Source organism: Pedobacter sp., from assembly GCF_041645105.1.
Taxonomy (GTDB): Bacteria; Bacteroidota; Bacteroidia; order Sphingobacteriales; family Sphingobacteriaceae; genus Pedobacter.
In genome coordinates, this window is sequence record NZ_JBAZQQ010000002.1 from 292315 (window position 1) to 317601 (window position 25287).

Annotated in this window: 22 protein-coding genes; 16 read left to right on the top strand and 6 right to left on the bottom strand. The window is 37.6% G+C overall.

Features of this window, described 5'->3' with window-relative positions:
- Positions 1-46 precede the first annotated feature (46 nt).
- A complete protein-coding gene (locus tag WC623_RS07415) occupies positions 47-661 on the bottom strand; it encodes an RNA polymerase sigma factor (protein ID WP_372849506.1) in 615 nt (204 codons plus the stop codon).
- Between the two features lie 203 nt (positions 662-864).
- On the opposite strand from WC623_RS07415, the gene WC623_RS07420 reads away from it, so the two are divergent.
- Genes WC623_RS07420 through WC623_RS07445 form a run of 6 tightly spaced genes read left to right on the top strand, consistent with a single transcriptional unit; the run spans position 865 to position 6886 of the window.
- Complete coding sequence (locus WC623_RS07420; RefSeq protein WP_372849508.1) at positions 865-1263, top strand: RidA family protein; 399 nt, start codon at positions 865-867, stop codon at positions 1261-1263.
- On the top strand, positions 1263-2258 hold the full coding sequence (locus WC623_RS07425; protein ID WP_372849510.1) for a 3-hydroxyacyl-CoA dehydrogenase family protein: 996 nt from the start codon (positions 1263-1265) through the stop codon (positions 2256-2258). Before WC623_RS07420 ends, WC623_RS07425 begins: the two co-directional genes overlap by 1 nt.
- Positions 2255-3562, top strand: a complete 1308-nt coding sequence (locus WC623_RS07430; protein ID WP_372849512.1) for an aspartate aminotransferase family protein — start codon at positions 2255-2257, stop codon at positions 3560-3562. The genes WC623_RS07425 and WC623_RS07430 overlap by 4 nt, the downstream gene beginning before the upstream one ends.
- 10 nt (positions 3563-3572) lie before the next feature.
- A complete protein-coding gene (locus tag WC623_RS07435; protein WP_372849514.1) occupies positions 3573-4433 on the top strand; it encodes a 3-hydroxyacyl-CoA dehydrogenase family protein in 861 nt (286 codons plus the stop codon).
- The gene (locus tag WC623_RS07440; RefSeq protein ID WP_372849516.1) at positions 4430-5515 is read left to right on the top strand and encodes a dipeptidase; all 1086 of its coding nucleotides are present in this window, start codon (positions 4430-4432) and stop codon (positions 5513-5515) included. The genes WC623_RS07435 and WC623_RS07440 overlap by 4 nt, the downstream gene beginning before the upstream one ends.
- A gap of 9 nt (positions 5516-5524) precedes the next feature.
- Positions 5525-6886, top strand: a complete 1362-nt coding sequence (locus WC623_RS07445) for a hypothetical protein (RefSeq protein ID WP_372849518.1) — start codon at positions 5525-5527, stop codon at positions 6884-6886.
- Between the two features lie 355 nt (positions 6887-7241).
- On the opposite strand, the gene WC623_RS07450 is transcribed toward WC623_RS07445, so the two are convergent.
- The 3 genes from WC623_RS07450 to WC623_RS07460 form a co-directional block, all read right to left on the bottom strand.
- Positions 7242-8495, bottom strand: coding sequence for an MFS transporter (locus WC623_RS07450; RefSeq protein WP_372849520.1), 1254 nt, complete (start codon positions 8493-8495; stop codon positions 7242-7244).
- 96 nt (positions 8496-8591) lie between these two features.
- Entirely contained in the window at positions 8592-9458 is an 867-nt protein-coding gene (locus WC623_RS07455) for an AraC family transcriptional regulator (RefSeq protein WP_372849522.1), read from the bottom strand.
- Positions 9459-9573: 115 nt separating this feature from the next.
- The gene (locus WC623_RS07460) at positions 9574-10035 is read right to left on the bottom strand and encodes a YciI family protein (RefSeq protein ID WP_372849524.1); all 462 of its coding nucleotides are present in this window, start codon (positions 10033-10035) and stop codon (positions 9574-9576) included.
- Between the two features lie 79 nt (positions 10036-10114).
- Between WC623_RS07460 and WC623_RS07465 the strand changes: the two genes are divergently transcribed.
- A complete protein-coding gene (locus WC623_RS07465) occupies positions 10115-10741 on the top strand; it encodes a hypothetical protein (RefSeq protein WP_372849526.1) in 627 nt (208 codons plus the stop codon).
- A 46-nt stretch (positions 10742-10787) separates the two neighbouring features.
- Complete coding sequence (locus WC623_RS07470) at positions 10788-11015, top strand: hypothetical protein (RefSeq protein WP_372849528.1); 228 nt, start codon at positions 10788-10790, stop codon at positions 11013-11015.
- Positions 11016-11031: 16 nt separating this feature from the next.
- On the opposite strand, the gene WC623_RS07475 is transcribed toward WC623_RS07470, so the two are convergent.
- Positions 11032-11367 (bottom strand): SMR family transporter, encoded by a 336-nt coding sequence (locus WC623_RS07475; protein ID WP_372849530.1) that lies wholly within the window; start codon positions 11365-11367, stop codon positions 11032-11034.
- Between the two features lie 97 nt (positions 11368-11464).
- A complete protein-coding gene (locus tag WC623_RS07480; protein ID WP_372849532.1) occupies positions 11465-11599 on the bottom strand; it encodes a hypothetical protein in 135 nt (44 codons plus the stop codon).
- 145 nt (positions 11600-11744) lie between these two features.
- On the opposite strand from WC623_RS07480, the gene WC623_RS07485 reads away from it, so the two are divergent.
- The 8 genes from WC623_RS07485 (at position 11745) to WC623_RS07520 (ending at position 25284) form a co-directional block, all read left to right on the top strand.
- The gene (locus WC623_RS07485) at positions 11745-12308 is read left to right on the top strand and encodes an RNA polymerase sigma factor (RefSeq protein WP_372849534.1); all 564 of its coding nucleotides are present in this window, start codon (positions 11745-11747) and stop codon (positions 12306-12308) included.
- A 62-nt stretch (positions 12309-12370) separates the two neighbouring features.
- Positions 12371-13504: a FecR family protein gene (locus WC623_RS07490; RefSeq protein WP_372849536.1), complete on the top strand. Its 1134-nt coding sequence runs from the start codon at positions 12371-12373 to the stop codon at positions 13502-13504.
- Positions 13505-13702: 198 nt separating this feature from the next.
- Positions 13703-17035: a TonB-dependent receptor gene (locus WC623_RS07495; RefSeq protein ID WP_372849538.1), complete on the top strand. Its 3333-nt coding sequence runs from the start codon at positions 13703-13705 to the stop codon at positions 17033-17035.
- A gap of 34 nt (positions 17036-17069) precedes the next feature.
- On the top strand, positions 17070-18929 hold the full coding sequence (locus WC623_RS07500; protein WP_372849540.1) for a RagB/SusD family nutrient uptake outer membrane protein: 1860 nt from the start codon (positions 17070-17072) through the stop codon (positions 18927-18929).
- 21 nt (positions 18930-18950) lie between these two features.
- Positions 18951-19865, top strand: a complete 915-nt coding sequence (locus tag WC623_RS07505; RefSeq protein WP_372849542.1) for a DUF5017 domain-containing protein — start codon at positions 18951-18953, stop codon at positions 19863-19865.
- A gap of 16 nt (positions 19866-19881) precedes the next feature.
- The gene (locus WC623_RS07510; protein WP_372849544.1) at positions 19882-20949 is read left to right on the top strand and encodes a hypothetical protein; all 1068 of its coding nucleotides are present in this window, start codon (positions 19882-19884) and stop codon (positions 20947-20949) included.
- 32 nt (positions 20950-20981) lie between these two features.
- Positions 20982-22880 (top strand): FAD-dependent oxidoreductase, encoded by a 1899-nt coding sequence (locus WC623_RS07515; RefSeq protein WP_372849546.1) that lies wholly within the window; start codon positions 20982-20984, stop codon positions 22878-22880.
- A 10-nt stretch (positions 22881-22890) separates the two neighbouring features.
- Positions 22891-25284 carry a LamG-like jellyroll fold domain-containing protein gene (locus WC623_RS07520; protein ID WP_372849548.1) on the top strand — a complete coding sequence of 798 codons (2394 nt, stop codon included), beginning with the start codon at positions 22891-22893 and terminating at the stop codon, positions 25282-25284.
- The last annotated feature ends 3 nt before the right edge of the window (positions 25285-25287 follow it).

A 25287-nucleotide genomic window follows, 5' to 3' on the forward strand; every position in this document is an offset into this window, starting at 1 on the left:
ATCAAAAGACGTACAAGGTTTGCGTTAAGTGTTTGTGAAATAATTGTTAATTCGAAATCAACCAGGTAATGAAGAGTAGTTCCATCGCCGATGTTTTGTATTGTTGTGTTGAGCGCCTCAGCTTGCCCATCGCTCTGTCCAGTTGCTTTCGGGCTGTTTTAGGAGAGATACCCAGTTTTTTAGAGATTTCGACAACCGTCTTTTGTTCATTTCGGTTAAGCAAAAATATCTCCCGCATTCTGTCGGGCATTTCCTGAATGGTATGATTGACTACTTCCAGCAACTGGTCATAATTCTTTTGTTCTGCCAGAATTTCGAGTGGGTCTAGCTGAGGTGCATTTGAAACCTGTTCCAGGTTCAGGCGGATGTTTTCCAGGTGCTTTTGTTGGAAACCCTTTGTACGGTAGTACGCGGAAAGTTTAAACCAAAGTCGGTTGTGCAGCCAGCCATTCAGCTGCGCTCCAAATGCAAGTGTCTCCCTTTTTTCCCAAAGGTCTATGAAAAGCTCCTGAACCAGGTCGTAAGCATCTGCCTGATCTCCGGTTTTGCGGTATGCGAGTCTTCTGAGGCTAGGCCAATACCTGCGGTGAAGCTCATCAAAAGCTGCATAATCCGATATCCGGATCAGACCGATAAGTTCTTCGTCGGTAGAATTTTCCATGCAGCTGCAAAACTACTTCATTCCTATTAAGACAATGTTAAGGAATTAAGTGGTGTCGAGTTCTTATAAAATGGAATTTTCTCATCAACTGTATACGGATGAAAAATAGTATCATAAAACCACATAAATAGAATAGACATGGGCTTTTAAAGGAACTATTTTTGATTTTAAATAACATATACAATCAATAAAAATAGAAGCAGATGAGTAAACGACAAATCATTCACCCTGATAGAAATCCTAATTTCGTAACTGGTGCTTATTCTGATGGGGTAATTGCCGAAAACCTATTATTTGTAAGTGGACAGGCAGCTGTAGACTTTATTACTTCAAAGTTTGTGTTGGGTACAATAGAAGAAGAAACCAGGAGAACGATGGATAATATAAGAGCCATCATTGAAGCTGCTGGTGCAAGTATGGATCATGTGTTGAAATGTACGGTTCATTTAAGTGATATTGCTTATTTTGATCAGTTTAATTCTGTTTACGGGACTTATTTTTCAGGTATTAAACCTGCGAGAACTACTGTACAATCGGTTTTGGCTGAGGGAATAAAAGTTGAGATCGATTGTATTGTTAGTTTATCTTCTATACATGTCTAATGACTAATTTTGATAACGCAAAATCTATACCGGTTGGTATAGTAGGTATTGGCTTAATGGGGAGCAGTATTTTATTATCTCTTTTGGTATCAGGGCATCCTGTAGTGGCTATAGCTCCGATACCTGGAGAAAAGGAGCTAGGCTGGCAACGAATAATAGAACTTTTTGAGCATTGTAAAAAAGAAGGTTTGTTGAATAAGCCAGTTCAACATTATCTGGATAGACTCATCATATCAGACGATTATGCCCAATTGAATAATTGCCAGTTGGTAATGGAATGTGTTATGGAAAAACTTGAGATCAAACAACAGGTTTACCAGAAGATTGCTGCAGTTGTAAACTCCAATACAGTAGTCGCATCCAATACCTCAGCCATTCCAATAACATTACTACAGCAATTTTGGCCTTTTCCAGAAAACTTCCTTGGTATTCATTGGGCTGAACCCGCTTATGCAACCCGTTTTTTGGAGGTGACATGTGGCGATCTTACCAATCTAAAGACGGCAGAATGGGTGATGAATTTAAGCAAGGGTTGGGATAAAGAACCTACACTACTTAAAAAAGATATCAGAGGGTTTATTACCAATCGTTTGATGTATGCAGTATATCGGGAAGGACTACACCTGGAAGAAACAGGTGCAATTACTCTGGAAGATGCAGATAAAGCATTTCGTTATGATGTAGGTTCATGGATAACGGTTATGGGATTATTCAGAAGGATGGATTTTATGGGACTAAGCGATTTTTCAATTGCTTTCGAAGCTTTATTTGAAAGACTTAGCACCCAAAGTTGTGTGCCTGAAAAGATGCGGGAAATAGTCGCATTAAATATTAAAGGAGTAAAAGATGCAAAAGGACTTTATAATTATACCGATGAAGAAGCTCGGGCGTGGGAAAGCTCATTCTCGAAGTTTAACAATGAAATATATCAATTGGCTAAAAAATATTCGATAAGATATTCAAGTATCCATAATTCTGAAGAATTCTCAATATGAATGAATTAAAATACAAACATTCTGAAAGCCTGTTAAGTCGGGCAAAAAAAGTACTTGCTGGAGGTGTTTCTTCAGAGTTTAGAAAATACAATCATCCTCATGCTATTTTTTATAGCCACGGTAATGGAAGCCATATTTATGATGTTGATGGGAATGAGTACCTCGATTTTACATTAAGTCAAGGACCTTTAATCGTTGGACATTCACACCCAGATGTGTTGGATGCCGTGGCTACCTATTCAAAAAAAGGACAACTTTTTGCTGGCCAACATATCCAGGAAATAGAATTGGCAGAGAAGCTACAGGAGCTAATTCCTGCTGCTGAAAGTATGCGGTTTTGTCTGGATGGTTCGGAGGCTGTACAAACCGCATTTCGGGTAGCCAGGGCAAAAACAGGCCGTTCAAAATTTTTAAGATTTGAAGGACATTATCATGGTTGGCTAGATAATGTGGCTTATGGTATCAGTACGACTGACCTGGCTGCATTGGGTAGTAGAACAACACCTGCAGTTTTTCCCTGGTCTGCAGGACAATCCCCAAACAGTAGAGATGAGTTCATTATTCTGCCATGGAATGACCTTGATCTGCTGCAGCATACATTGGAGCTGCAGCATCAGGACCTTGCAGCAATTATTACGGAGCCAATCATGTGTAACAACAGTTGTATCATTCCTAATGATGGTTTTTTGCAGGGACTAAGAGATTTATGTGATAAATATGGAATAGCATTGATATTTGACGAGGTAATCACAGGGTTTCGTATGGGACTTGGTGGTGCGCAAAAGTACTATGGCATTACGCCAGACATAGCTGTATTTGCAAAGGCAATGGGAAGTGGTTATCCAATTAGTGCTGTTGTAGGAAAAAGAGAGTGGATGGCTGAGATTGAAGAGGGCCGTGTAATCCATGCCGGAACGATGAATGCAAGTAATCCAACTATTGCTGCTTCATTGGCAACGATAAAGGTACTTCAGGACGATAAAGATACATATAAGCGAATGTTTGATCTTGGTCTGATGCTTAAGGAAGGTCTAGTAGGAGCTGCGAAGCGAACCGGGCAAAATCTATTGGTACAAGGCCCTGGGCCTATGTTGCATACCGGATTTACAGACTTAGACAAAGTAAGTGATTACCGGGATACATTTACATATGACCGTGTTAAACTGAATAAATTCATCTCAGGTTTACATGATGAAAATATCAGGGTGATCGGGAGAGGTCTCTGGTATATCAGTGCCGTGCATACTGAACAAGAAGTGGCTCATGCATTAAAAGTGGCAGAGCAGATTCTATGCGATTTATAAATTATTATATATGAAGAATCAAGGTGTAGAAATGCCTGTGTTGGTTGTAGGTTCAGGGAAAGTTGCACAAGGTGTGGTAAATTGTTTAAGCTCGGCTGGGCATCCCATAGATTATTACAATATAGATAATGGGAAAGATATGCTCCCTGATCATATTCCCGAAAAGTTAGTGGTCATGGTCACATCGGAAGATAAGATCGAAAAGATAAGCTGGATAGTACTATTACAGCAAAGGATGGATTCCGATGCTACAATAGCCGTCAATATGGAAAGTATTTTGCTTGACGAACTACAGGAGAAAGCTCAACAACCAGAACAGATCATTGGTTTAAACTGGGTTTATCCTGCAGATCAAACATTCTTTCTTGAAATCATAAGTAATGCTGTTTGTAATGAAAGGAATATAGCCTTGCTACAACATCTCGGCAAAAACTGCTGGGGTAAAGATCCATATACAGTATGTAGTGGTTTTAGTGCCAGAGCGAGAATGTTTGCGGCTATGGTACGTGAGGCTTTTTATTTGGTAGAAAAAGAGTATGCTTCAATTGAAAGTGTAGACAGGGCCTGCAGAAATGATGCAGGGTATTATCTTCCTTTTGCAGGGAATTTCAGATATATGGACCTCATGGGAACCTATGCTTATGGTGCAGTGATGAAAGATTTAAACCCAGAATTGTGTAATGAAAAAACGCCAGCTATTTTTTTTAAAGAATTGTTAAAAAATGGCGGTTTGGGAATCGAAAATAATACTGGTTTTTATAACTATACAGAATCTGGTGTTCAGGAATGGAATGGACTGTTTAATCAATTTAGTGAAGATATTAGAAAAATCATGCTAAAATATCCCTTTGGAAAGGAGCAGGAGATATGAGTAGATTGATTATAGATGCCCATTTGGATTTGGCAATGAATGCCTTGGAATGGAATCGGGATCTTTCAAAATCATTAACTGAGGTTAGGCAACGTGAGTTACACATGAAAGATAAGCCTGACAGAGGGAAAGGAACTGTCTGTTTACCTGAATTACGTAAGGGAAAAGTTGGTCTTGTCGTTGCAACCCAAATTTCCAGAGTGAGCCAACCTGGAAGTACATCACCTGGATGGAACTCGCCCCAACAGGCATGGGCGATGACACAAGCTCAGTTGAGTTGGTATCGGGAGATGGAAGCAATGGGTGAGATGGTGCAGATTAGTAATTTGTCAGCATTAACCAAACATATTTCACTTTGGTCTGACGAAACCATTGATGATGATGAAAAACCCATTGGTTATATTTTAAGTTTGGAGGGGGCGGACTCTCTGGTGAATATAGATTATTTATACAAAGCGCACGAATATGGCTTGCGGGCAATTGGCTTATCACATTTTGGTGGCGGTCGGTATGCTCCTGGGACTCGCATGGAGGGGCCTATTCATGGACAGGGCCTTGAACTGCTGAAAGAGATGGCAAAGCTAAACATGATTCTTGATGTAACTCATTTAACTGATGAGGGTTTTGAACAAGCCATTCAAATTTATGATGGACCAATATGGGCAAGTCACCATAATGTGCGAAAGATTGTGCCTAACCAACGTCAGTTAAAAGATAGTCAAATTAAAAGACTGATTGATAGAGGGGCGGTGATTGGTGGCATGTTAGATTGCTGGGCCATGGATATTCGTTTTATTGATACGGTGTCTGATCCCTGGCAGCTTAATATCAGGTTGGAACACTTAGTAGATCATTGGGATCATATTTGCCAGTTGGCAGGAAACAGTCTGCACATTGGTATTGGTAGCGATCTGGACGGTATTTTCGGTACTGAGCAATCTCCATGGGATATGGATTCTGTGGCTGACCTGCAAAAGTTTGAAGCTATTTTACTGAGAAGAGGTTATAGTAATACAGATATTGATAATATTTTTAATAAAAATTGGCTTAGGTTTATAGAGAAAGCCTGGGAAGAACATTAAGTTTAAAATATGGAAGAGTATACCTTAAAAGCAGGCGCCGCTAGTATAGATATTACACCATCACTTGGAACATTAATTAATGGGGAATTTACCAACCGTTATGCCAATAAAATAGCAGATCGTCTCTACGCCAAAACACTTTTGTTAAAAACAAGTCAGCTGACTTTGGCTTTTGTGGTCGTGGACATTTGTGCAATGCAGAAAGACTATCTGGATGATATAAAAGAAAGGATTTTTCAGGAGACTCATATTCATCCTGAACATATACTCATTTCAAGTACACATACGCATTCTTCAGGATCGGTAACTGATTTGTTAATGGGGCATGTTGATATGGCATATCGTGAGTGTCTGCCTCAGTTGATTGTTGCTTCCGTTAAGCAAGCACTCTCGTTGGCTAAGCCCGCAAAATTAGGTTTTGGTAAAGTTGATGTTCCAGAGCATGTACTTTGTAGACGGTATTATATGCGCGACGGGTACAAGGCATTTAATCCGATAACAGGTACGTTGGATCAAGTTAAAACGAATCCCTTTGGTGGGGAGTCGGAAATTGTTGGTAGTGCATCGGCTGTAGATCCTGAAGTAGGATACCTTGCAGTAAAGGGATTGGATGGTGAATGGATTAGTTTATTAGCTAATTATTCTCTACATTATGTGGGTGATTGTGACCGTGGTACGATCAGTGCCGACTATTTTGGATATTTTTCCAGAACTATAGGTAAGCTGTTAAATGCAGATGAAAGTTTTGTTGGAATAATGAGCAATGGAACTAGCGGTGAAGCAAATATCTGGGATTTTAAGGATCCGAATAGATATCCCAAAGGTAATCATGAAAAAAGTGAACTTATTGGGATGTCAATTGCACATGCAGTGAATAATTCATTGCATCAGATGATTTGGGAAACTAATCCATTCCTGGATGTTATCTATCGGGATATAAATGTACGGTCGAGAAAACCAAGCCCTGCAGAACTAGTGCGTGCATTGTCGATCGTTGCTGACACCGACTATGAACATATCAATTTGGATCAACAGGGTTATGAACAGATTTATGCTCGGGAGCAGGTTTTATTAAATGATTATCCGGATGAAGTATCTTTCCCAATTCAGGCATTCAAGATTGGATCAGGAATAATAGGTGCTTTAGGAGGTGAGTTTTTTGCTGAAACTGGATTGAAATTAAAAGAAGATGCAGCAGGTAAGGCATATTTTACTATAACTATGGCTAACGATTATGTAGGTTATGTTCCACCTGCACATGAGTTAGAAAAAGGAGGTTATGAAACCTGGCGCTGTCGTACGAGCAGACTTGCTGCAGAATGTGAAGAAGAAATACGTGGAGTGTTAAAACAAATGATCATAGATAATTAATTTTCTATACTATTTCTTTTCAGAAACAAGCCAAATATAAATGAAATCTTTGGCTTGTTTTAACAGTCCCTTACCACCTGTGCTTTTCTGCTGTTAGGTACTGAACAAACAATGTCAGTGAACATATGTTCTAAATTATTCCCGTGTTTCCGCCTTGTGAAAAGGAAAGGTCGATTGGTGAGTTTTTCTTCCATGCCCCCCCTGTAAAGTCGGGAATGTCAATAGAATTGGACCTGTTATTTACTGACTTCTCGCTAAGTGGTAATATAGAACTCCTGCGGGAATTTCGGTGCAAACATGTTCCCTTGATTTATTGCATGAAAAGTCATAGGTGTATGCAGTGCCCAGGGAGAGTTTAAAGAATTCCTGATCTACGAAAAATATATAAGGAATAGCCTAACAGGACTAGATTACAAGGTAAGAGTAGTAATATGGCGTTCTGTGGTAATGAAAGATTGATATCTATCAATCGTCCAAAAATAACAGGGAATATTCCTCCACCTACAACAGCCATCAGTAGTAATGCAGACCCCATCTTCGTGAATCGTCCAAGACCCTTAAGCGCCAGTCCCCAGATTGTTCCCCAAAGCATAGCTGAACTGAATCCCATGATAATAACAAAGACAATTGACATAATTCCTTCGGTCATGTAAGCTGAAATAGTCATGGTCATACCCCATATTGTACAAGCCAGCAGTGCGCTTTGTTGTGAAAGGTATCTTGGGATTAATAAAATGCTGGCCACATAACCCAAAGTCATAGCAACAAGTGTATATTGAGCAAAATAGCGTGATTCGTCAATAGGAATACCCAAAGCAGAGCTATATAGAATAATACCATCAATAGGGATAACTTCACATGCAGCCGAGAAAAACAAGGCAATTATACCAAATAGAAGATGTGGAAACATGAGAATGTTCTTTTTGTTGGCCGACTTACTTTCGGCTGGAGTTTCCAAAGATTCATCAATTTCAGGAAACCTGGAGAAGTGAATCATGGCTGCCAGCAATACCAAGATGATGGTAATAATTAGATAAGGTCCGACCGCTTGTAGCATATAGTTGTCCAAAATAGTTTCTTTAACAGCTTCAGTTGCGTTTCCAGTCTGCTCAATAATACCATCGGCATCAGTGAGAAATATCGATCCCAAGATAAATAAACTAATAAAACCCGCGAACTTATTGGCCAGTCCCATGAACCCAATACGCTTTGCATGGCTTTCTATTGGTCCGATAATAGCAACATATGGATTGGCTGCTGTTTGTAATAGTGCCAAACCGGTACCCATTACAAATAGTCCTGTTAAGAAAATCCAATATGCTCGCATATAGGCAGCTGGAATGAAAAGAAAGGCTCCAAAGGCCATTACCAACAAGCCCACCAACATCCCCTTTTTATATCCAGTGCTTTTTAGTATCCATGCGGAGGGAATAGCCATAAAAAAATAGGCCACATAAGCAGAAAAAGCTACCCAGGTCGACTGGAAGTTATTGAGTTCCAGTCCAACCCTAAAGTATGGAATTAGTACACCATTTGCCCAGGTGATAAAGCCAAAGACAAAAAAAAGAATGCCAATGATGATTAGTGGATATGTTGTCGATTTATTCATTACTGCCAAAAGTAGCAGGGATTAGCTATGTTGACTACTACTTTTATGTGGATATCTGATACAATATTTCGACATGAGAAGTCGTATTATTAATTGTCAAATTACAATAGTCTTTTTATAGGCACTTGGTGACATGCCTTTAAGCCGCTTAAATTGACGGTTAAAATTTGCCAGACTATTAAAACCACATTCGTAAGCAATTTCGATAATGTTATGATCTCGTTCTCCTAATAATCGACAAACATGCCCGATGCGTATCGAATTTAGGTATTCTATAAATGTCATTCGATAGTGTTCCTTAAAAAAGTTGCAAAATGTGGTAGTGGCCATATTTGCTTCATTAGCTACTTCATTTAGTGTAATCTCTCTGTGAAAGTTTCGGATGATATAATCTGTAATTTTGCTAAATCGGTCTGTATAGATGCCTTGAGTATTAGCCATGTATGAGGGACTGGCTAATGGCTCGTATTCGTTGCTTTGGCAAAGGATGTCAAAAATATTAAATAATGAAGACAAGCGACCCAATCCACTTTGATGAGTCATCTGTCTCATAATTCTGTTGATGGATTTTTTAGTTACCCCTTTAATTTCAAGCCCGCGATTAGAAAGTACTAGTATTTTGCGTAAAGGACCCAGTTCTGGGATGTTTAGAAAATGCTGGCCTAAAAAGTCTTCTGCGAAATGAACAACTGTAGCATCAGCTTGAATTATCTCTTGTCCTTTAATAAAACTCGGATCATTTACCCATACATGTGGTAATGATGGCCCCATAAACACAAGATCTCCTTCATCAAAGTAACCGATATGATCACCCACCATCCTCCGACCGGTACTTTTATTTACTAATACAAATTCATATTCAGGATGATAATGCCAGGGACATGGAAAAAAAGGTCCCTTTTCAGTAAACACAATAAACGATTTGTCGAGATCTTTTGGTAAACGGTATTCTACGGCTTTCATTGTGGATTATAGTTTGGCATTTTCAATTTATGATATACAAACTAATAAACCAAGACATAATGATGAATTTGAAAAATAGTACCATAAAGCCGTGAGAAAATATTATGTCGATTTTTTAATGTTTTATCTTTTCTATTTTGCTATGAATTTTTAAGGTTTCCTTTAAGGCTGCAGAGCCGTACCAGTTATAGTATTCTGCAGTCATCATCTTACTTTTAACAACTGGATCGGTATCAACCAGAAGTTTAGCTTGTTCAATTTGTTCTACGTCAAGGATAAAGATACCTCTGTATCCAGCTTCATTTTTACCCAGGGGACCTGCAACAACCAGTTTGCCTTCTGCAGCCAGCAGGTTGATATTAGCCATATGGCCTTTAAATACACTGTCTCTTGTCGACTTTGGTAGTTCTGGTGTGTTGCTGGTTTTAAGAATGACTAGTACATACTTTTTCATTCCAAACTCATCTGCCTTCAGTTCTTTCGCCAGGGCTTCATCATAATTCTTATTGATTTTCTGACCATGGATTTGCATGGAGAGTAGTAAACAAAATAAAGTAAATAAGAAGGTTGTTTTCATGTGTTTCAGTTTAATACTAAGATAGGTAGAAGTACAGACTAATTACGTATTTTTACACTTCATAAAAATTCGATTCGAAATGATTAGCATTATAAAAAAATCAAATATCAAACAAAAGGTATTCTTTTTATTAATACCACTTCTAGGGTGTGTATTTGGTTGTAACTCCAATAATAAGCCCGTTGAGGTTGGTTCCTCTGCAGATAGTGTTCAGCAGGAGATGTTAAACAAGGAAGGTATTAAAGCAGATAGCATAGTGACTGCAAATGCTACAACTGATTTGAAACTTTTTTTAAGTAAATATTATCAGAAGGATATTGATCAGAATTTATTGGACTCTGGCAGTAGAAAGTTTATATACAGTGAATATGACCTAAATCAGGACGGGAAAAAGGAAGTTTTTATTGGTCTTAGCGGTGGTTATTTTTGTGGTTCAGGAGGTTGTACTGTATTGTTACTGGATAGTAACCGTGATTTACTTACTAAATTTACTGTTGTAGACTATCCGTTTACAGTTTTATCTTCTACTACAAATAATTGGAAAGATTTAATCGTTAGAAGTGGTGGAAAACAACGAATACTTAAATTTAATGGTAAAGCTTATCCATCAAATCCAAGTATACAACCAGAATTTAGTGAAAAGTCAATACAGGGTGATGAAGTTCTTGAACGTCCGGGTGCCTCAGAGCAATGGCAAAAATTTTAAGCACAGTAACACAATAAAAATGTAATCTCGACGCTATATTTGCATTATGAGTTTACCGCTGCGCATTACCTTTGAGGAAAAAGACTACACCTATATTGTTTTAACGAAGTCAATTACAAGAGAAACGGATTCAATTCAGATTAGGCTCAATAATGAAGAGTTTTCATTTGTTCGTAATTTAAAAGGGGACTGGGATGCAGATGATTCAACAGTAGGTGATCATCTTGGTTTGTTGAAAGCAATAGCGAGAAATATCAAACTCCGGTATAGGTAATAAAATTTCTGGGTAGCTAGTGGCTGGCAGTTTTGGAAAATACGTTGATTACAACTACTCCGCAAACTATCAGGGCAATGCCAATAATAGCAGGAAGATCTAGTTTCTGCTTGAACAGCAATAGACCTACAATAGAAATCACTACAATTCCTACTCCCGACCAGATAGCGTAGGCTATTCCCAGGTTCAACTTATTTAAGCTCAGGCTCAGGAAATAAAATGCAGCTACATAGCCTGCAATAGTTATAACCGATGGCCAGAGTTTAGAAAATTGCTCAGAAGCTTTTAAGGAAGATGTTGCGATAATTTCAAAGACAATGGCAACAAATAGAAATAGGTAAGTCTTTAACATATTTAATAAATATAAAAAAATCAATCAATTTGATGTGGCAATGCTACAGGAAAATATCACAATTTTCCAAGGGATAGAAAAGTTTGCTATTGAATATTTAGATAAGGATAAATGGAAAGTACTTGCGATTGATCAGCAATATTTTTTTTACTTTGGGATTAGCGATGCATTCCTGCAACACACCTTCTCCTACCATTCCTGTTGCCCCTGTTATAATAACATTTAATTTCATTCGAATTTTGTTTAAACTCTTTACAAGATAATCATTAGTAAATTGTTTTTACTCGTTAAAGAAATAACAAACTTTATTATATATTTGATTTTCCGATTAATATTTCCCGGTTGTAGGAGTTTCTTGCCTTAGTAAGATGTTTAATATGGATTCATATACTAAACTTTCTGACAATGAATTAACCAGCTTACTAAAAAAAGGTGACCAGGAAGCCTATACGCAACTTTATAAAAGATATTGGCCTTTATTATATCTTCACGCTCGAAAAATGCTTAAAGATGATGAGGAGGCTATGGATGTTGTTCAGGATATTTATACAATTCTTTGGGAAAAGAGGACTGAGATTAGTCCAGATGTATCTGTAAAATCTTATCTCTATATGGCGGTTCGTAATCATACCCTGAATAGGATTAATAGAAGTAAGCTAAAGGATAAATATCTCGAATCATTAGTGGATTTTATCAATAAAGGAGCCTTATCTACCGAAGAAGAAGTTTGTTATCGTGATTTTGCCGAACGGATTGAACGTGAAGTTGCAGCATTCTCTCCAAAAATGAAAAGGATATTCGAGATGAGCAGGAATGAGGGCTTGTCGAACAGGGCAATTGCAGATGAGCTGGATATTACTGATCATGCGGTGAAGAAAACCATTAACCGGGCACTTAAAGTACTAAGGTCACAGATATCTTCACTTTTATTTTCTTTTTAATGTACACCAAGGAAGGCTGAGTTTGTCTTAGTTAAATAAGGGGATAAAATGCCCGATTTAATATGGATAATTTAAAGGCACAGGAATTAATAAATAAATATCTGGAAGGGAAGGCCAGCCCGGAGGAAAAGCTATTGTTGGAACGTTGGTATAACCTTGAAATTGATAAGGCAGAGCCAATGCCAGGAAAGGTCGATTTTGATGCCGTAGAGCAGAAATTAATGGCTAGGTTACCTATTCATCAGGTTAAAACAACCAGATTATATTATCGTATTATAACTGGCGTAGCTGCGGTATTTTTGATCATAGCAGGTGTTTACCTCTTTACAGATCATTATAAGGAGCCAGTACAGCATTCAACCGCAAAAGTTGGTGGATATACACCTCCGGGTAGTAATAAGGCCATTTTAACCTTAGCGAATGGGGAACGTGTTTCTTTAAATGATGCCGAAAATGGTAAGCTGGCACAGCAATCAGGAAATTTGATTATTAAAGAAGCTGATGGTAAACTTATCTATACTGCTGATATCAATAACACAGGTGACATTGTGTACAACGTAATAGAAACGCCTAAAGGTGGCCAATACCAATTGCGTTTACCTGATGGAACAAAAGTTTGGCTTAATGCAGCATCTTCTCTTAAATTTCCTGCAACATTTAATGGGCTTTCTCAACGTAATGTAGAGTTAAAGGGAGAGGCTTATTTTGAGGTTTATAAAAGTAAAGATAAACCATTTATGGTGTCTACTGCAAAACAGAAAATTGAAGTTCTGGGTACCCATTTTAATATAAATAGTTATTTGGATGAAGGGGAGACTACAACAACATTGTTGGAAGGAAGTATCAACGTCTTACCTAAAGGAACAACAAAAGGAGCAGTTTTATTTCCAGGTCAACAGCTTGTCCTAAATGATAATGGCACTGTACTTCATACAAAAAGGGGGAATATTGAGGAGGCAATGGCTTGGAAAAACGGAAAATTTATTTTCAATGATCAAAATCTGCAAACCATTATGCGTCAGATTAGCAGATGGTACGATGTGGATGTAGAGTATAAAGGTAATCGAACTGCAAATAAAGTGTTTGGAGGAACTATCTCTCGTTTTGATAGTCTGGAGCAGGCACTTGAAATACTCGAACTTACTGGGTCAGTAAATTTTGTAGTTGAAGGAAGGAGGGTAACAGTGATGAATTAATCAGAATACCTAAAGGAAATACAAATAAACCAGGAGTGATTGGAGCCACCCCTGGGCAGTTTTGCATTTGCTGTTAAATAATCAACAAACAAACCATAACCAAATTTAACTAAATGTATGAATTTTTATATTCCACCTATACTCAGGTGCAGTAATTTTGTGCCAATTGCATTGTTTTTTGCTTTTACTAGTGTGAGTATGAAGACCTTTGCCCAAAGGATAACATTCACAAATAAAGAAGCTACGCTTAAGCAAATCTTAAAAGAAGTTGAGTCCCAGACGGATTTTAATGTTTTTTATGATGCTGAAGAACTAAAGGTTGCTAAACCTGTAAATGCAAGATTTAACAAAGAGACATTAGAAGAGGTCCTCAAATTTTCTTTTGCCAATCAGCCTTTGGATTACACTATAAAAAACAAAACCATCGTCGTTAAGCCTAAAAAAGAAATCAGAAAAAGCAGTAGGATTATAGGCATAACTGGAACAATAACTGATGGAAATGGAATTCCGATTCAAGGAGTAAGTGTCCGAATTAAAGGTACACAGATTGCAACGGCATCAGATCAGCATGGCAAGTATAAATTAAATGTACTTGATGAAAAGGCTGTTTTGTTGTTCCAATATCTCGGTTTTACTTCCTATGAAAAGGTTGTGATGAACAACACTATTATCAATGTTGTTTTGAAGGAGGAAAGCACAGCACTTGATGGAGTTGTTGTTGTTGGATATGGAACTGTAAAGAAAGGTGATCTTACAGGATCGGTTGGGGAAGTCAATATGAAAGATTTAGCCAAGGCTCCCGTTGCAACTATGGAACAGGCACTTGCAGGTAGGATTGCCGGCGTACAGGTAAGTTCTGATGAAGGTCAGCCTGGAGGGGGAATGAATATTGTAATCCGAGGGGGTAATTCATTAACACAATCTAATTCACCACTATATGTGATAGATGGATTTCCTGTTGAAGATGCCATAAGTTCTGTATTGAATCCGAAGGATATTGAATCTGTCACAGTGTTAAAAGATGCTTCTGCCACAGCTATATATGGATCCAGAGGTGCAAATGGTGTGATCGTAGTAGAAACCAAAAAAGGAAAAATAGGACTTCCTGTTTTATCTTATGATGGTTCAATTGGTTTCCAGGATGTCACTAATAAAATGGATTTAATGAGTGCTTATGACTTCGTTAAATACCAATTAGAGATCAATCCGGCAATTGCAACTTCCACATACCTCACTGGTCCGAATAGAGTTTTGGATGATTATCATCAGATTAAGCCTATTGATTGGCAAGATAAGATGTTTAGCCTTGCACCTTTACAGATTCATAACCTTTCACTTTCAGGAGGTACCGATCAAACAAAATATTCTATCTCAGGGTCAATTTTTGATCAAGAGGGAGTAATTGTGAATTCGGGGTATAATCGTTATCAAGGTAGGTTTCTATTGGATCAACGGATAAGTAAAAAGTTAAGGTTGTTCGTTAACCTGAATACAAGTAGTGAGAAGAGTTATGGACAACCTGTTTCCTCATCGAGATCGACTAGTGGACAGGCTTATTCAACTTATTTAATGTATCAGATATGGGGCTATAGACCAATTCCTACAGAGGGGACTGATCTAGAAGAAAACCCTATTGACGAATCGGCCAACGATTCTCGTTTTAACCCTTACTTATCTGCGAAAAATGAAATAAGAAAACAAACAACAAGTACACTCTTTGCCAATGCCAGAATAAATTACAGCATTTCTAAAAACTTTGATCTTGCCATACGAGGGGGAGTAAATAATAGGACATTGTTGAATGAATCTTTTTATAATGAGTTGACTTCAAGAGGGTATCCTTTTCCTGATAATACAAGAGGTGTAAACGGTTCAATATATAATACCTACTTAAACACCTGGGTAAATGAAAATATATTGACCTATAAAAATCAGATCAATAAAAACAATTTTCTGGATGTTGTTGGTGGTGTTACTTTTCAGTCTAATAAGTATAAACGTAACGGTTACGAAGCTCAGCGTGTTCCGAACCCAGAGCTAGGAATTAGTGGTTTGGACCAAGGGGAACTGACTTCCCTTGCTTCATTGGACTCTGAAAATACCTTAGTCTCTTTTTTATCAAGGGTAAATTACAACTATAAATCTAAGTATTTGTTTACTGCATCATTCAGGGCCGATGCTTCCTCAAAGTTTGCAAAGGGACATAAGTGGGGATATTTTCCATCAGCCGCTTTTGCCTGGAATATGGGGAAAGAAGATTTTATGAAAAGTTCAGATTTTATATCAGATGCTAAATTCAGAGTTAGTTATGGAATTACCGGTAATAATAGAGTAACAGATTTTCCATATCTGTCCTCCTTAACAATGCCCTACAACAATTACTATTCCTATAACAACGAAATTCCATCAAATGGCATCCTGCCAACTACCTATGGTAACGAAGATTTAAAATGGGAAAGTACAGCGCAAGTTGATATTGGTTATGACATTTCCTTTTTTAAAAACAGAGTTAACCTGGTTGTAGATTTATACCGAAAAAACACCAATGATTTATTATTGAATGCTGTTGTTCCTTATAGTACCGGATATGGTAAAATTCTGAAAAATATTGGTAAAGTAAGAAATCAGGGAATTGAGCTTTCTTTAAGCACAGTAAATGTTAAGACTAAGAATTTTGAATGGTCAAGTGATTTTAACATCGCATTTAACAACAATAAAATACTTGAATTAGCGGAGGGACAGCAAACCTTAATCTCGTCTGTAAACTTTCCTGCAAGTTATACTGAAGCACAATTGTTCCTGGCCAAAGTTGGTGGCCCTGCAGCAACGTTTTTTGGTTATGAATGGCTAGGTAATTATCAGGTTGAAGATTTTGATGTCTTATCAGGTGGCACTTATCAATTGAAATCAAACGTCGCATCTAATGGTACTCCTCGGCAGAATATCAAGCCTGGAGATATTAAGTATAAGGATTTTAATGCAGATGGAATTGTTAATGACAAGGACCGTGTATATATCGGGCGTGCTATTCCTATTCATATTGGTGGATTCAATAATAATTTCACCTATAAATCCTTGTCGCTGAATGTATTTTTTCAATGGTCATATGGCAATGATATTTTTAATGCCAATCGAGATATGTTCGAGGGGAATGCTTATAACCGGAGCAATTTAAACCAATATGCGACTTATGTAGATAGATGGACTCCGGAGAACCCAGGGAATAAATATTTCAGACCTGGTGGACAAGGTCCTACTGGTATGTTTTCATCCAGGCTAATAGAAGATGGGTCTTATCTGCGTCTAAAGACGGTTTCTCTGTCTTATCGCTTACCGGAGCAGATTAATAAAAAGCTGAAATTGAAAAGTATTGAAACGTATTTGTCGGCCCAGAATTTACATACCTGGACCAATTATTCGGGAATGGACCCTGAGGTCTCTGTTCAAAATTCAACACTCACACCTGGATACGATTATTCAGCTTACCCAAGAGAGAAGGCGATCACTTTTGGTATCAAAGTATCACTTTAATAAATAGAGGAATCAATAGATAAAATATTTAGAGATGAGAAAATTATTTTTTATAGCTCCCTTATTGTGTTTTGGGCTGGTACTCACATCATGCGAAAAGTTTTTGGATACTACACCTAAAGACTTTTTAAGTCCGAAAAACTATTATGAGACAGAAGCTCAATTACAGACTGCGTTAAACGGTGTATATGCTACCTTAAAGAGCTCAAATCTGTACGGTAACTATATGCTAGGGCGGATGGGAATAGAGGCTGATGAGGGGTTTAATGCTTTTACTAATGAACTAGCAACAGTTGGTGGTTATAATGTATCGGCCAACGATATTAAAATAGAAGCCTTTTGGAAAGAGTTGTATGTAGGCATAAATAAAGCAAATTTAATGCTGGACAATATTGATAAGCCAAACATGGACGCCACAAAAAGAGGTGTTATTAAAGGACAGGCCTTGTTTTTACGAAGTTACTTTTACTTTATGTTGGTTAGCTATTTCGGTAATGTACCTATGGTGTTAAAGACACCTGCATCCTCTTCTGTCGAGAGTCTGCATTTGCCAGCTACCCCTGCCAAAGAAGTTTATGAGCAGATTCTTAGGGATATGGAGACTGCTTCAAACCTGGTGGAAGATATACAAAGTATAGGTTTCGGAGGAAAGGTGAGCAAATCTGCTGTATGGGGTGTTATGGCTAGAGTATGTTTGCATATGGCAGGAAATCCTGTTAATGATCATAGCAAGTTTGATAAGGCAAAAGAATGGGCGGAGAAAGTGATCAATTCAGGGACGCATCAGTTAAATGATTCTTATGAAGAGGTATTTATCAATTACGCACAGGATAAATATGATTATAAGGAAAGTATCTGGGAAGTTGAGTTTTGGGGAAATAATAGCATAGGACCTTATTTAAATGGCGGAATGGTTGGTCGTGGTAACGGAATCAGATATACTTCAACAGATCCGAGCATTGGTTATGCTGTTGGGTATACACATCCTAGCATTTATTTTTATAAGCTATATGATTCTCCGGAAAAGCTATATTCTTATGATCTGAGAAGAGATTGGTCAATCGCTCCATTTAAATACAGCAGTACAAACCCTGCGGTTAAGACAAATCATACGGTAACAGAGATCAGTCAGCGTTGTGTTGGCAAGTTTAGAAGAGAGAAAGAAACTTTAACACCAAAGGTAGATGGATATACTTCCATTAATTTCCCCTTGTTGCGTTATTCTGATGTTTTATTAATGTATGCTGAAGCTGATAATGAAATAAATGGGCCAACTACAACATCCATAGAATATGTGAACCAGGTAAGAAGGCGAGGTTATGGCAAAAATTTAAATGGGGCCGGGAGTACTTCTGAAAGTGTTAAAACAATTGAAATACTGAATGGCGGAACAGGTTACACCACTGCACCAACTGTGACCATCTTGGGTGGAGGTGGCTCTGGTGCTTTAGCTACTGCAACTGTTTCTGGAGGTAAAATCACAGCAATTAATATCAGCAATCCTGGTAATAAATATTCTACAGTGCCTACAATAACAATTACAGGTGTTGGAAGTGGCGCCACGGCCAAGGTGGTATTGACAACCATTCAGGATGCTGAAATTTCTGCAAGTGATGGGATTGTAGACAAGGTTTCATTTAAAGATTACATTCAGAAGGAAAGAGCAAGGGAACTGTCTTTTGAGCTATTGAGAAAAGGCGACTTGGTAAGGTGGGGAATTTTTGAGGAAAGAATGGGAGTATGTAGAACTGAAACCTTAACTGCACCTGCTTTTACAGACAGGAATAATGCATTGATCTATTATACCAATGCCACTGGAAGAGATGTAATATGGCCTATTCCAGCTCATGAGATGGGTGTTAATCCTAATCTGGTACAAAATAAAGGCTGGTAAAAACACAATTCAAAATTTTAAATGATGAAGAAATATTTATTGTATATGGGCTTTTTAATAGCCCTGTCGTCTTGTAAAAAGGAGGTAGTTATAAATAGTCCTGCTCTGGAGATTCAAGCTGAATCTGTAAATGTTAAGGCCGGGGATGAGGTTAAATTTAATTTATCAGGTACTTCTGATTTCATTTATTTTTATTCAGGAGAGATTGGATCGGATTATTCTTTTAAAGAGGGAAGAACAAAAGATGCTGAAATACTGATGTCTTTTAATTCTCAGATCCTCGACGGTACCCAAGAAAATCAATTGTCAATTTTAACCTCCAATGATTTTGATGGAAATTATAATTTGCAACAGATAAATGCAGCTAACTGGACTGATATCACGGATAAATTCAGGATTGCACAGCATTCGGACAATAGGCTTTACGTGCCATCTGGAAAAATAGATGTTACCAATTATATCGATAGTAAAAAAACAACTTATTTCGCTTTTAAGTATACGACTAAACCATTTACTGCTTATGGGAGATTTAATATATGGCGAATCCAAAGCTACCTGCTGGAGTCTGTTACGAATGGAAATAGTATTGCTTTAGCAACACACAGTACAGCAGGACTGAATCTGGTACTTTCGGATAACTATGAAACCGGCCGGGCGTCCCTGTTACCTACTTATGTAAACTTTATTGCTAACGCCAGGGATAATGAGATCACTACCGAGGCATATGCTATAACTAAAGGACTGACGATTGAGAAACAGATAGATCTGGGACCAGATAAACCCATCTCGGTTAAAACAGTGGAAGATCCTGATTTAAAATTTTACAATTATACCTATAGCAAAGCCGGGAAATACAAAGCTGTTTTTGTTATGAAAAATGCAAATGTATACGATGAAAAAATGGTAGTTAAAGAACTCGAAATTAACGTTTATTAAGAACGTTGCAGGGAAAATGATGGTGAGAGTTATGCTGTTAAAGAGTATAGGATTTTGGCTTTTTTTAGCGATGAATAGCCTGGGGTCATTTGCACAGTTAAGTGATCTGGCAGTCCATAAAGTGGATGGCTTTAATTATCGAACTGAAGATGCTGAGGTCAGGGTTCATTTGCTGCGTAATCAGGCAGGAGAAAATGAGCTTTACATGGCTAATTTATCTGGAAATGTGTGCTCAGATAGTTTATGCAGGCCGATCAATATTGATATTTATTGGGATCTGCTTGGAAATTTTGTGGATTATAAAGTTGCCAAAGGTAACGAATTAACAAAGTTTGATCATGTCGAACTGACAAAAGAAGATCATCGTAAACTTTATGAAATTCTTTCCGATACGAATTCGTTGCTTAGAGATTATGGCATGAATGATCTGGTCGATACAAGCATTAAAGTTGTTTCACAAATTAAAGTAGATGCTGTAACAGGAGCTACAAATCCAACTTTTGAAGGAGCAGTAGTACAGGGGGCAGTGTATACAGTATATACACTGTGGCATTTTGTAAATGGTGATATCAAAAAGGCCATGCTTGAATTTTCTAAAAAGAATGTGTTTACTGATGCAGAAACTAAGCGATTACTTCTGTCTGATCGTAAGGTGTATAAGTTTTTTTTAATCGAATATATTCCTGATCATAAAGTAGAAAAATTTGAGGAAGAACTGATCAGACTTATCTCAGACAAAGATGCTTATATACCATTGTATGCACTTTCCAAATTACCAATAGAAATATGGGGCCGAGAAAGTTTCCAGCAGAGCGTGCTACAACGACTTGATCAATACAGTAATCCTGTAAGAATAAGTATCCTTGAAAATTTACCAAAACAGCAGTTAAGCTCTGCAACACTCAAGGATATTATAAAGGCTATTCCAATATTAACACCAGTACAATTAGCCTTAACATTTAAAATTTTAGATAGAAACCGAAGCACTATGAGAAAGAGCTTCATGAATGAAATGAAAATGCTGTTAAATGCCCCGAAACCTGAAGTAGTACAATTTGCTACAGATTTTTTAATGGGACTGTAACAAGTAATTAAACCAAATAAAACATTGTAATAATGAAAGATAATAGACGTAATTTTTTAAAGGTAATGGGGTTAAGCTCAGGAGCTTTTTTAATTAATCCTGCAATTGCCTTTAGTGGAGAAAACACGAAAGAGAAAATCAGCACATTTGGCCCTCCAGAGGTTTATACAATACGTAATTTAACCACAGATGTAGTGGTGGCTGGTGGAGGAATGTCTGGAGTTTGTGCAGCCTTAGCGGCTGCAAGAAATGGATCTAAAGTTGTGCTTGTACATAACAGATCAAGATTCGGAGGAAATGCCAGCAGCGAAATAAGAATGCATATTTCAGGTGCCAGTGTTTTGAGACAGGTATGGCGGGAAACGGGAATATTAGAGGAGTTGATGCTTACAGAAGCGGTAACAAATCCGCAGAAATCATATGAGATTTTTGATTATGTTTTATATGATAAAGTGATATCAGAGCCTAATATTACTATCTTATTTGATGCAAGTGTCTTTGATGTTGAAACAAAAAACAGGCAGATTACGAACGTTAAATCTTATTGTTCGCAAACAGAAGAACTATATCATATTAAGGCAAAGTATTATGTGGATTGCACTGGTGATGGAACTATGGCTGCTTTGGCAGGTGCCGAGTTTATGACAGGTAGGGAGGCAAAATCTAAATGGAATGAATCATTGGGACATGAAAAGCCCGATGAAATAACGATGGGTAATAGCTTGTTGTTTATGGCAGAAGAGCATGATAGAACCATGCCATTTATTGCGCCTTCATGGGCAAGGAAATATACTTTTAAAGATTTTGAACATCGTAAAATTACTTCATTCGAATATGGCTATTGGTGGTTAGAATTGGGTGGAACGGAAGAGATTATCAAGGATGGCCAAAAAATCAGAGAAGATCTAATGGCGGTTTTGTTTGGGGTATGGGATTACATTAAAAATTCAGGGAATCATCCTGAATCTGCCAAATGGGCTCTTTCGTGGTTTGGTGCGGTGCCGGGAAAAAGAGAAAGCAGAAGAATCACTGGTGATTACATTATGGTACAAAAAGATGTACAGTTCCCGGAAAATCTGTACGATCGGGTTGCTTATGGTGGTTGGGCTTTAGATGATCATTTGCCTAAAGGTATGGATGATACCAATGCAAAGCCTTTTAGGGCAGTAGCGTTAAAAGGTCCGTATTCTATCCCAATGAGGTCATTATATAGTAAGAGCTTTGATAATTTACTGATGGCAGGAAGAAATATTAGTGTGTCGCATATTGCATTGTCTTCTACCCGGGTTATGGCAACTTGTGCGGCTATTGGACAAGCTGTTGGTACAGCAATAAATTATTGTATCCGCCAAAATATAACACCAGCTAAATTGTGTGCGGAGAGAGGTAAAATAGCTGAACTTCAACAGATACTACTACGTCAGGATCAACCAATTCTGGGAGTAGTCAATACAGATGAAAAGGATTTAGCAAGAAAGGCAAATGTTAAAGCTTCTTCTGAAACCGAAAAAGGTAAAGCTATTCGTGTAATTGATGGAATCAACAGAGAAATCAAAGACGGAAATCTTCATCAATGGCAAGCCGAAATGGGAAGTGTAAGTCCATGGATTGCGTTGGACTGGAATCAAGGGGTTTCACTTTCTCAGGTAGAATGTACATTTGATACCGGATTACATCGCTTTTTAAGGATTTCAGGCGAAAAAGTAGTCTTGAAAGATCAGGTAAGAGGACCCCAACCCGAAACTGTCTCCGATTTTTTAATTGAGCTTACTCATCAAGGGAAATCGGTCTACAAAACTTTAGTAAAGGATAATTATCTGAGAAAGTTTATCCATCAGTTCCCTATTGTAAAAGCTGATAGTCTGCGCATTACTGTACAAAAAACACATGGTGATAAATTGGCTAGAGTATTCGAAATCAGATGTTATTAAACTATAAATAATGAACATTAAAAAAATAATAAAAGGAGTTATTGCCTGTATGTGTTATGTAACAACATATGGGCAAGAACTTCCCCTCAGTTTACAACATGGTTTGGTTGGTCATTGGTCTATGGATGAGGGAAATGGAACTCAGATTTCAGATAGTAGTCCCTCTAATGTTAATGGGGTATTAACTGAAGTATCTTGGGGGCCAGGTAAGTATAAAAGTGCTGCTCATTTTGTGTCAACTTCAAATGGATATATAGACCTTGGAAAGAAGCTTTCAGATAAGTTAAATGGTGCCAGTCAGATTACACTGTCATGCTGGGTAAAGAATACAGATCATCCAGATCTTCGGTACGATATCTTTAATACGTTTAATGGTGCTGGAGCTGGTTTTTGTGTTTATCTAGCTCCGAAAGGAGAGTTAAGGATAGGAGGCAGAAGTACTTCAACAGAGTCGTATAAATCAAATGGATTTAATTATACTTTTTCAGGGATCTGGGTACATCTTGTTGCAATGATTGATTATACAAACAAGGAATTTGTTCTGTATGTAAATGGTAAAAAAATGGGTGTAAAAGTAGGTAAACAACCGGATTTTACAGGGAATAATTATGTAACCGAAAAGCAATATACAAATGATTTTATTGGAGGTTTTAAAGGAAGGAATTTCAGTTTTAACGGAGGTGTTGATGAAGTCAGGTTATATCGTAGGAAATTAAGTGGTTCGGAAATATATGCATTGGCAAGACCAGATTTGAATCCGGATTTAGTGAGTCCTCAGGATTTGGAACGAAAAAAGGTAAATACAATTAAGACATTAATGAAAAACAATGTTGGCCTGTATGCAGGCAAAAATCATGCAATTGCTGACGATAAAAGATATTTTATCGACGATCATAATGATTTGGTGTCGCCATTTGTTGAAAAAGAGCTTTTTTATGTTCCGATTTCTTTTGTTGCCAAAAGGTTTAATGCTGAAGTAAACTGGGATCAGAAGATGGGCGCTCTGAAAATCAAAAGCAAACAAAGAAATGTGATGATGAAAAGTGGTGATAGCTATTTAATGCTTAACAATCAAAAAAAAATGATTAGTGGGACATTGTTGGTCAGACATGATGTGCTGTTTGCACCAGTTGATGCAGTTTCTCTTGTCTTGGATAAGAAAAGTTATCAAGGTTTATCAGGTAAATTAGTTGTTTTTGGAGATCATTTAGATAGCTTTAAAAAGGAAACGGCTAAAGAAAGTCTTGCCATCATGTCTGATTATTTCCTCCCGGATCACTATCCTGCTCCTAAAAGAAATGTAAGACAGACAAGACAAGAGCTTTTGTATCTTGACCCTGCACAAAAAAAATACGTATCGAACCCCAGTATTGAAAGGTTAGCAGATGGAACGTTAATAGCGAGTTGTACAAATAGTGGAACCGGCCTTGTAAATTATATTTATATATCGGAGGATGGTGCAAAATCCTGGCGTTTACAGACTACCCTTTCTGGGATCATGTGGGCAACTCTTTTTCAACATAATGGAGCACTTTATTTAATAGGAACAAATAATAGTTTGGGTGATATTATCATTAGGAAAAGTATGGATAAAGGCCTGAGCTGGACAAAAGCTTTGGACAGTAAGACTGGGATTCTGTTCAAAGGAGGTACAAAACCTTATGATAGGCCACCTAATCATCATACTGCCCCTACACCCGTGTTAAAAGCAAATGGCAGGATTTATAGGGCATTTGAAGACAATGACCCACATGAATTCCCTAAAATGAAAGCGTTTTTAATTTCTGCACCGGAAAATGGAGATCTTTTGAATGCCGAAAGCTGGGCAGCTACAGAAAAGTTGAGCTATGATTATAAAAACTGGAAAGAACCTTATCGCTTTTTGGCTCCAGGATGGTTGGAAGGAAATGCTGTTCAGGCACCAGATGGTAATGTATGGAATTTCATCAGGTTCAATTCAAGGCCTTATAGTGATAAAGCTGCGGTAATGAGGCTTTCTCCTGATGGAAAAAGTTTAATGTTTAATTACCCGAATGATATTATTGATTTTCCAGGAGGCAATACAAAGTTTTCTATTAAATATGATAACAGGACTAAAAGGTATTATTCTTTAGTGAATAATAGTGTAGACACGACTTTTGCAGGACATAGATGTGTATTGTCTCTGGTTTCTTCGAAAGACTTACTTCATTGGGATATAGTAGAAACGGTGCTTTACGATGACAACTTAAATATCTGGGACGATACCTTATTACAAGTGGGATACCAATATGTAGATTTTGTTTTTAGTGAAAAGGACATCGTATTTGTAGTACGGGAATCTTGGGGAGGTTCGGCCAACTTTCATGATGCTAACAGATTTACATCCTATGTGCTTGAAGATTATGCAAAGTTTATAAAATAATGA

Bases quoted from the DNA above. Each gene is read 5' to 3' on its own strand.
- WC623_RS07415 (WP_372849506.1), bottom strand. From the start codon at position 661: ATGGAAAATTCTACCGACGAAGAACTTATCGGTCTGATCCGGATATCG.
- WC623_RS07420 (WP_372849508.1), top strand. From the start codon at position 865: ATGAGTAAACGACAAATCATTCACCCTGATAGAAATCCTAATTTCGTA.
- WC623_RS07425 (WP_372849510.1), top strand. From the start codon at position 1,263: ATGACTAATTTTGATAACGCAAAATCTATACCGGTTGGTATAGTAGGT.
- WC623_RS07430 (WP_372849512.1), top strand. From the start codon at position 2,255: ATGAATGAATTAAAATACAAACATTCTGAAAGCCTGTTAAGTCGGGCA.
- WC623_RS07435 (WP_372849514.1), top strand. From the start codon at position 3,573: ATGAAGAATCAAGGTGTAGAAATGCCTGTGTTGGTTGTAGGTTCAGGG.
- WC623_RS07440 (WP_372849516.1), top strand. From the start codon at position 4,430: ATGAGTAGATTGATTATAGATGCCCATTTGGATTTGGCAATGAATGCC.
- WC623_RS07445 (WP_372849518.1), top strand. From the start codon at position 5,525: ATGGAAGAGTATACCTTAAAAGCAGGCGCCGCTAGTATAGATATTACA.
- WC623_RS07450 (WP_372849520.1), bottom strand. From the start codon at position 8,495: ATGAATAAATCGACAACATATCCACTAATCATCATTGGCATTCTTTTT.
- WC623_RS07455 (WP_372849522.1), bottom strand. From the start codon at position 9,458: ATGAAAGCCGTAGAATACCGTTTACCAAAAGATCTCGACAAATCGTTT.
- WC623_RS07460 (WP_372849524.1), bottom strand. From the start codon at position 10,035: ATGAAAACAACCTTCTTATTTACTTTATTTTGTTTACTACTCTCCATG.
- WC623_RS07465 (WP_372849526.1), top strand. From the start codon at position 10,115: ATGATTAGCATTATAAAAAAATCAAATATCAAACAAAAGGTATTCTTT.
- WC623_RS07470 (WP_372849528.1), top strand. From the start codon at position 10,788: ATGAGTTTACCGCTGCGCATTACCTTTGAGGAAAAAGACTACACCTAT.
- WC623_RS07475 (WP_372849530.1), bottom strand. From the start codon at position 11,367: ATGTTAAAGACTTACCTATTTCTATTTGTTGCCATTGTCTTTGAAATT.
- WC623_RS07480 (WP_372849532.1), bottom strand. From the start codon at position 11,599: ATGAAATTAAATGTTATTATAACAGGGGCAACAGGAATGGTAGGAGAA.
- WC623_RS07485 (WP_372849534.1), top strand. From the start codon at position 11,745: ATGGATTCATATACTAAACTTTCTGACAATGAATTAACCAGCTTACTA.
- WC623_RS07490 (WP_372849536.1), top strand. From the start codon at position 12,371: ATGGATAATTTAAAGGCACAGGAATTAATAAATAAATATCTGGAAGGG.
- WC623_RS07495 (WP_372849538.1), top strand. From the start codon at position 13,703: ATGAAGACCTTTGCCCAAAGGATAACATTCACAAATAAAGAAGCTACG.
- WC623_RS07500 (WP_372849540.1), top strand. From the start codon at position 17,070: ATGAGAAAATTATTTTTTATAGCTCCCTTATTGTGTTTTGGGCTGGTA.
- WC623_RS07505 (WP_372849542.1), top strand. From the start codon at position 18,951: ATGATGAAGAAATATTTATTGTATATGGGCTTTTTAATAGCCCTGTCG.
- WC623_RS07510 (WP_372849544.1), top strand. From the start codon at position 19,882: ATGATGGTGAGAGTTATGCTGTTAAAGAGTATAGGATTTTGGCTTTTT.
- WC623_RS07515 (WP_372849546.1), top strand. From the start codon at position 20,982: ATGAAAGATAATAGACGTAATTTTTTAAAGGTAATGGGGTTAAGCTCA.
- WC623_RS07520 (WP_372849548.1), top strand. From the start codon at position 22,891: ATGAACATTAAAAAAATAATAAAAGGAGTTATTGCCTGTATGTGTTAT.